This window comes from Micromonospora sp. ATA51 (assembly GCF_016802855.1).
Lineage (GTDB): Bacteria > Actinomycetota > Actinomycetes > Mycobacteriales > Micromonosporaceae > Micromonospora > Micromonospora sicca.
This window is the reverse complement of sequence record NZ_JAEVHJ010000008.1, coordinates 61,557-67,709: the sequence shown is the minus strand read 5'-3', so window position 1 is coordinate 67,709 and position 6,153 is coordinate 61,557. Positions and strand designations below refer to the sequence as shown.

General features: G+C 69.5%; 5 protein-coding genes and 1 pseudogene. 3 read left to right on the top strand and 3 right to left on the bottom strand.

Annotated elements, in window-relative coordinates; genetic code table 11:
* Positions 1 to 200 precede the first annotated feature (200 nt).
* Positions 201 to 613: pseudogene (locus JNW87_RS03190) on the bottom strand (ATP-dependent RecD-like DNA helicase); the annotation flags it as partial.
* A gap of 1,572 nt (positions 614 to 2,185) precedes the next feature.
* On the opposite strand from JNW87_RS03190, the gene JNW87_RS03185 reads away from it, so the two are divergent.
* On the top strand, positions 2,186 to 2,743 hold the full coding sequence (locus tag JNW87_RS03185) for a DUF402 domain-containing protein (RefSeq protein ID WP_238452935.1): 558 nt from the start codon (positions 2,186 to 2,188) through the stop codon (positions 2,741 to 2,743).
* Positions 2,744 to 3,158: 415 nt separating this feature from the next.
* Here the strand turns inward: JNW87_RS03185 and JNW87_RS03180 are convergent, their stop codons facing one another.
* Both JNW87_RS03180 and JNW87_RS03175 read right to left on the bottom strand, forming a co-directional pair.
* Positions 3,159 to 3,506 carry a hypothetical protein gene (locus tag JNW87_RS03180; protein ID WP_238452934.1) on the bottom strand — a complete coding sequence of 116 codons (348 nt, stop codon included), beginning with the start codon at positions 3,504 to 3,506 and terminating at the stop codon, positions 3,159 to 3,161.
* Positions 3,507 to 3,747: 241 nt separating this feature from the next.
* The gene (locus tag JNW87_RS03175) at positions 3,748 to 5,034 is read right to left on the bottom strand and encodes a transposase (RefSeq protein ID WP_238452933.1); all 1,287 of its coding nucleotides are present in this window, start codon (positions 5,032 to 5,034) and stop codon (positions 3,748 to 3,750) included.
* 423 nt (positions 5,035 to 5,457) lie between these two features.
* On the opposite strand from JNW87_RS03175, the gene JNW87_RS03170 reads away from it, so the two are divergent.
* Both JNW87_RS03170 and JNW87_RS03165 read left to right on the top strand, forming a co-directional pair.
* Positions 5,458 to 5,679, top strand: coding sequence for a hypothetical protein (locus tag JNW87_RS03170; RefSeq protein WP_238452932.1), 222 nt, complete (start codon positions 5,458 to 5,460; stop codon positions 5,677 to 5,679).
* Positions 5,680 to 5,704: 25 nt separating this feature from the next.
* Positions 5,705 to 6,139, top strand: coding sequence for a ChaB family protein (locus JNW87_RS03165; protein ID WP_238452931.1), 435 nt, complete (start codon positions 5,705 to 5,707; stop codon positions 6,137 to 6,139).
* Positions 6,140 to 6,153: the final 14 nt, after the last annotated feature.

Below are 6,153 nucleotides of genomic sequence, written 5' to 3'. Positions count from 1 at the left end.
GACATCGCCCTGCACACCCCACACCACAAGGTGAAGCAGATCCTGCAGGACAGGACCGATCGCCACCGGACCAGACTGCCGGTCCAGGACTCCAGCCCGACCAACCTCGGGCGGAGAGCGAACTATCCGAACCGCTCAGCAATGAGCAAGAAGTAGGAAGCAGCTCAGGAACGTGAAGAGCTCATCCGATGCGGATGGACCCCCAGCCCCGGCACCTCGATCAGCCGGGTGGGTTTCTCCTCGATCACCCGCAGGTGTCCAGGCCGAAACGCGCGACGATTCGCTCGGCGAACACCGGCCCGATCCCCTTCACCAGTCCGGAGCCGAGGTATCGCCGGATGCCCTGGATCGTGGCCGGCAGCAGCGTCGTGTAGGAGTCTGCCGCAGACTGCCGGCCATAGCGCGGGTGTGACGACCGGCGTCCGTGCAGCCGTAGTGCCTCGCCCGGCTGCGCCCCGAGTAGCGCGCCGACAACGGTCAACAGGTCAGTGCCGCGGCCGGTGGCGAGGCGGGCGACGGTGTAGCCCGCTTCCTCGTTGACGTAGGCCAGGCGCTTCAGCACCGCCTCCAGGGTGGACAGCGGCGCACGGGCGGCAGCGGTCACGCCAGAAATCGCTCCGCCCCGCTCAACGGCTACGCCACCCGGCACGATGCCCGCCGCGGCCACGCATGGCGGCGAGGAGGTTGAGGCATGCCAGCGTCTGTCGGCGCGGATGGTCCTGCCGATGGGTAGCTCGGCGTCGCGGAACGCTGGAGTCAGCAGGCTTGCCGCTGGGGTTGGTCGCCGCCTCCGAACCAGCGGCCAGCAGGCGACAGCAAGCGGACGATGAGCCGATCCTTGAGCCGGCAGCACGTGAGCTGGCGATGAAGGCGCTGGCGACGCGGCGCCGTAACGGCGAATGACGGATCGGCGCTGGTCTACAAGAGACGGGATGGATGGCCATCCCTTCGGCCGGGCGGGACGGCGGCCCCCACCTCCCTGCGGTCCTGTCCGGCCTCGCCATGTCCTGCCCGTACAGCGACCCCCGACGCTGCCGGAGGCCCCATGATCGCCGATTCGACCCCCCGCACCCCACCACCGCGTTGGCCAATCAACACCAGCCGGCCGGCACCTGCCTGGTGGAACCAGCCAACCCGTCCCCTGCCTCAGATACAGCAGCACCCGCGCGAGTGGTGGCCATACGCCGCGTTCGGCGGCATCACCGTGATGATCGTTTGCCTCGCCGCAATCGTGGTCGTGCTGGGCCGATGACCGGCAGCCGCTGGCACACCAGCACCCGGCGCCTTGACATCCGGCGCTACCCGTGTGTGCTGGATTCCTACCCGCGCCCCCACTGCCGCCCTGCTTACCGCCGGACTCAGCGGAGGCAAGCCGGTCGCTAAGCCAGGGATCGGACGTAACGCCGACAGGACCACCGGCGCACATGACTCCGTGGGCGCTGTGGTGCGCGGCCGACCACAGCCGCCCTGGACGCCCCCGACCCCCCGTCCCGTTCCCGTCCCGTCCGTGGCTCACCCGCCAAGAGTCGGACCGGCTACTCGTCCTCCGGGAAAAAGTCGTTGACGTTCCTCGTGCCACCTATGTGCTCATGCTGGCGCTCCGCGCTTGCGGCGAAGCCGCGGCGTCATCGATGCGCGCGACCACTAGGCCGATATTCACGGACGGGCCCTCACCTATGGCCACCCCTCAGGCAAGCCATCAACGCGGCACCGGGGATCGGTCTCGCAACGCGGTGCACACCCTGGCTGCGGCCCACGGCCACCATTGCGGGCCCCCACCCCACGTGGCAGAAGTGCCGGGCTCGTCGGGACGCCATACCTAAAAGTGGCCTGTCGCTGTCCGGTCCGCGCCTAGTCCGTGAGGCCACCCACTTGCGCAGAGCCGTCCGCGCGTTCGCCAAGAACAACTTGCTCGTCGCCGCCTGGAACCCCCCACCGCTCAACGTCCGCGAGATCCGAGCACCGGACATCCCGCCACCACTTGCCCGAGCCTCAGAACCCACTCTGATCGACCTACTCGGACTCTCGCACGCCGAACCCACGTACGGTCCGACGATCAGTCATCGCGCACCGATGCGTCATGGCGCCAGCCAAGATCCGCTAATCTGCGGCGATGTCATTCGAGGCAGGACAAGTCATCACTCGTCGATACCTACGCGGGCAATGGTGCACCTGGGCACAGCCGATGCGAGTGATCAGCGACGACGAGACCGGGCTGCTGCTCTGGCAGCCCGCCGGCAGTGACCTCGCCAAGCTCATCGACGCCGACGGCAACACCCCACACGAGGTCACCCCTGACCGGATGCGCGATCCGAAGCTAACCATCGGCGCCTGGCAGGGCGACGACGTCCTGCTCCTCATGCCACCGAGGGCCACATACTCCGTGTGGTGGTTCTTCCAGGAGGGCAGCTTCACCGGTTGGTACGTCAACCTCGAAGAGCCCTACGTCCGGCGGCATGACGGCGTGGAGACCAAGGATCTCGTTCTCGACATCGTCGTCACCCCAGAACGCCAGTGGGAATGGAAAGACAGCGACGAGTTCGACGGCCGCATCGGCGAGCCCCTCTACTTCGACAGCGCCGCCGCCGCGGCGATCCGGGCTGAAGGCGAACGACTCATCAAGCTGATCGAGGCCGCTGACTTCCCGTTCGACGGCACCCACACCGACTTCCGCCCGGAGCCCGGCTGGCCGCTGCTGCGGCTCACCGACAACATGAAGCTCTCGCTTCGTCGACCTGGATGACAGGCCGACGTTCCACCCGGACCGGACAGTCGCGACTTGAGCGCGGCACACCGGGACCTCGAGATGTGTTCATCGCAGGACTTAGCTTGCACGGCTACTGGACCTTGGAGGTGAGGGGCGCGGACGCGCACCCCTGTCGCGACGGCGAGTTTGGGGGAGGAGACCGCATGGACGCCTGGACCATGCCGGAGGTAGACCAGTGGCTCGACTGGGTGCACCAGCGCCACAACGAGTTCTACTATCGCTACATCTACTTGGCGTACCTGGCGGCGAGATCCCCCGCGCCTGCTGCGAGCCCTCGTCGGCCATCCCGCCGCGACCGCGACAGGGCTTCGCTGGGCGGCTGGGCTGCGAGCCGGTGGTCTCCGGCTGCTGACCCGTCGGGTCCGCCCGATGACCTTCGTGATGCACAGCTTCATTTCCGCGGATCAGGTCTGCCCTGCCTGGGGCGCTGCTCGAGCAGGGCACCCTCAGCGAGGATCCCGAGGTGCGGGCCACCCAGGAACGGCTGATGGCCTGCTCCTACGCCATGGCCCACCCGGAAGAGGACCGCCTCGTCCCCGCCTGCGTGCAGCACGCCGTCCTCGACCCCGGCGAGAACGCCACGCTGCGCCGGCTGCTTCCGGTGCACGTGGGTCTGCATCCCCCCGATCGCGTCGAACCGGGCGGCACGGGGGTCGGGCCGCCCCGACGGCATCTCGAACGTCGAGCAGAGCCGCAGCACCCGCAGCGCGTGCCCGCGCGGCCGGTTGGGAGGGATCACCGGTCGAGATTCTCACGAATCCGGGTCATCGTCCTCGGCTATGGGATCGGGGGTACGACGCCGGCCGCGTGGATCGCGCCCGCGGACAGCTCGCGAGCCGGTCCAGACGCCCGCATGTCACGTGCTCCACGACGAGCGGGAAGACCTTCCGCAGCGGTGTGTGACCGTCCGGCCCGGGTAACACTGGGGTTCGCGAGCAGCAGGTGGAGGAGCGATGAGACACCCTTTGTCAACCTCCGGGTCAAGCTGCGGGCTTGAGGGCTTGGTCGGTCCGGCCGAGGGCGCGGTGGCGGTTGGCGACGTGGACGTTCTCGTCGTAGCGCGTGTTCTTGGTCAGGCAGTGCCAGAGGATTTCCAGCCAGCGGTTGCCCAGGGCGCGCAGGGCTGCGTGGTGTTTGCGTCCACGACTACGTTGCGTGTCGTAGAACTCGCGGGCCCAGCCGGAGGTGCGCAGGCTGGTGAAGGCCCACTGCTGCACAGCGTCGGCGAGGTAGCGGTTGCAGGCCAGTCGGGACGCGACGACCAACTCGCTCTTGCCGGAGCGGCGGGTGACCGGGGCCTTGCCGGCGTAGCATTGCAGCGCGTTCGGTGTGTCGAATTGTCCGATCGCGTCGCCGATCTCACCGGCGATCCTGGCGGCGAGTCGATCTCCGAGCCCTGGAAAGCTGAGGTAGATCTCGCCGCCAGGGACCGCCGGCCCCCGTTGGTCTCCTGGCTGCTTGGCGCGTCCTCGGCGCCGGTCACCGAGCAGCAACTCGCCCATGCGCCGCTGCCAGGAGCGGCGCTGTTCGCGCAGCAGCAACAGTTGGGCGCAGGCCAGCCGGATCGTGTCGGCCTTGGCGCGGACCAGGTAGTCCTTGGCGCGGAACTGGTCGCCGGTGAGCGCGCCGGTGACCCGGGCGGCGAACCGGTCCGGCCAGCCGTGCTTGGCCTGCCGGGCCAGGGCCTCGATCTCATCGGCGTCGGCGGCGGCCAGCTCGTCGGCGGTGGGCCAGCGGTGCAGCAGCTTGAGCACGACCGGGCTGCCCAGGTCGTCGGCGGCGATGGCCAGCGCGGCCGGGAATGTGGCGGCCAGGTCGGCGCGCAGCCGGTTGAGCAGCCGACGCTCGTCGCGGCAGGCTCGGGTGTCGTCGCGGGCGATCGAGCGCAGCTCACCTGCCAGGTCCCCGTGCGGGACCAGAGCACGCAGCTCGGTGTACTGATCGAGGGCCAGCAGGCAGGCGATCCGTGCGTCCTCGGCGTCGTCCTTCTTACGGGCCGGGCCGCGACGGCGGGCCACCAGGTCCGGGTTGACCGGCAGCACCGTGTATCCGGCGTCGACCAGGGCCTCGACGAGCAGCCCGTGCCGGGTCTCGATGACCACCCGCACCTCGGCCGGGTCCGGCTCCAGCCCACCGATGCGGGCGACCAGCGCCGCCACCGCGGCCGGGGTGTGATCCACCCGGGCCACCTCGACCACGCCCTCACCTGGACGGCCCAGGGCGACCAGATGGAACTCCTCCGCCCAGTCGATCCCCACTCCGAGCATCGCACCACCCCTCCTCGCCGTGACTGTGCGTACAGACCGAAGGCGCGGCGCCGTGCTGATGGACCAGTCCTCGCGGGACGACACCCTTGTGGGCGTCGGGCCTTCAAGGCCGCCCTCCCGGGACGCCGTCTCATCTCAGTCCTCAAGGGACAAGCGACAAAAGCGTTCCCGGAAGGGGACCTCTGATGAACGAAGGTAGTGCCATCAGCGACGGGACCGGTCAACCGCGTCACGACGGGCGGAGAATCAGCCCGACCGAGCGGCTGGCGGAGGACGTGGCGGACGTCGTCCGGGAGGAGGTCCGGGCCGTCCGTAGTCAGGTGACCGAGGCCGCCCGCCCGGCCGGGCTGGGCATCGCCCTGCTGGCCGCCGCGGGGGCTGCCTGGTGCTCGGCGCGGGGCGGCGTCGACCACCGTGCTGCGCATGCTGGAGACGATTCTGCCGCGCCGGCTGGCCGCCGCGGGTCTCACCGCCGGATACCTGGTCACGGCCGTGGTGCTGGGGCGGATGGGGCTGGCGCAGTTGCGCGCGGCGGGTGGCACCTCCGCGCAATTCGCGGACGAGGTGCGGGACATGGTCTCCGCCACAGCCGGCCGGGTGGTGTCCACCGGCGCCGACGCGGCCCGCGACGAACTCAACAGGTAGCCGGCAGCAGGATCGGGAGGACGTCATGCCGGACAAGCACGAGCAGGCCGAGGAGATGCGTGACGACGTGCCGTCGACCATCTCGCGCTCGGACGACAAGGCGGTCCGCACCTACAAGAAGACCCTGGAGTCGGCCGAGGAGACTTACGGCGACGGGGAGCGCGCGCACCGCACGGCGTACGCGTCGTTGAAGCACACCCACGAGAAGGTCGGCGACCATTGGGAGCCCAAGGAACACAAAGGCCCCTCGGACCCGCAGGCGGCACAGGGCACCCCGGCATCTCGGGACCGGGACCGCCCCACCGCTCAGGGGGTGGACGCCAACGCGAGCAAGGGGCACCTGGACGACGTGGCGGGAAAGGTCGGCATCGATGACCCGCAGAAGCTGAACAAGGACGACCTGGTCGAGGCCATCGAGAAGGCCAACGCCCGCGCCACCGCCCGCGCCCGTCGGAAGTGAGCAGTTGATGCCCT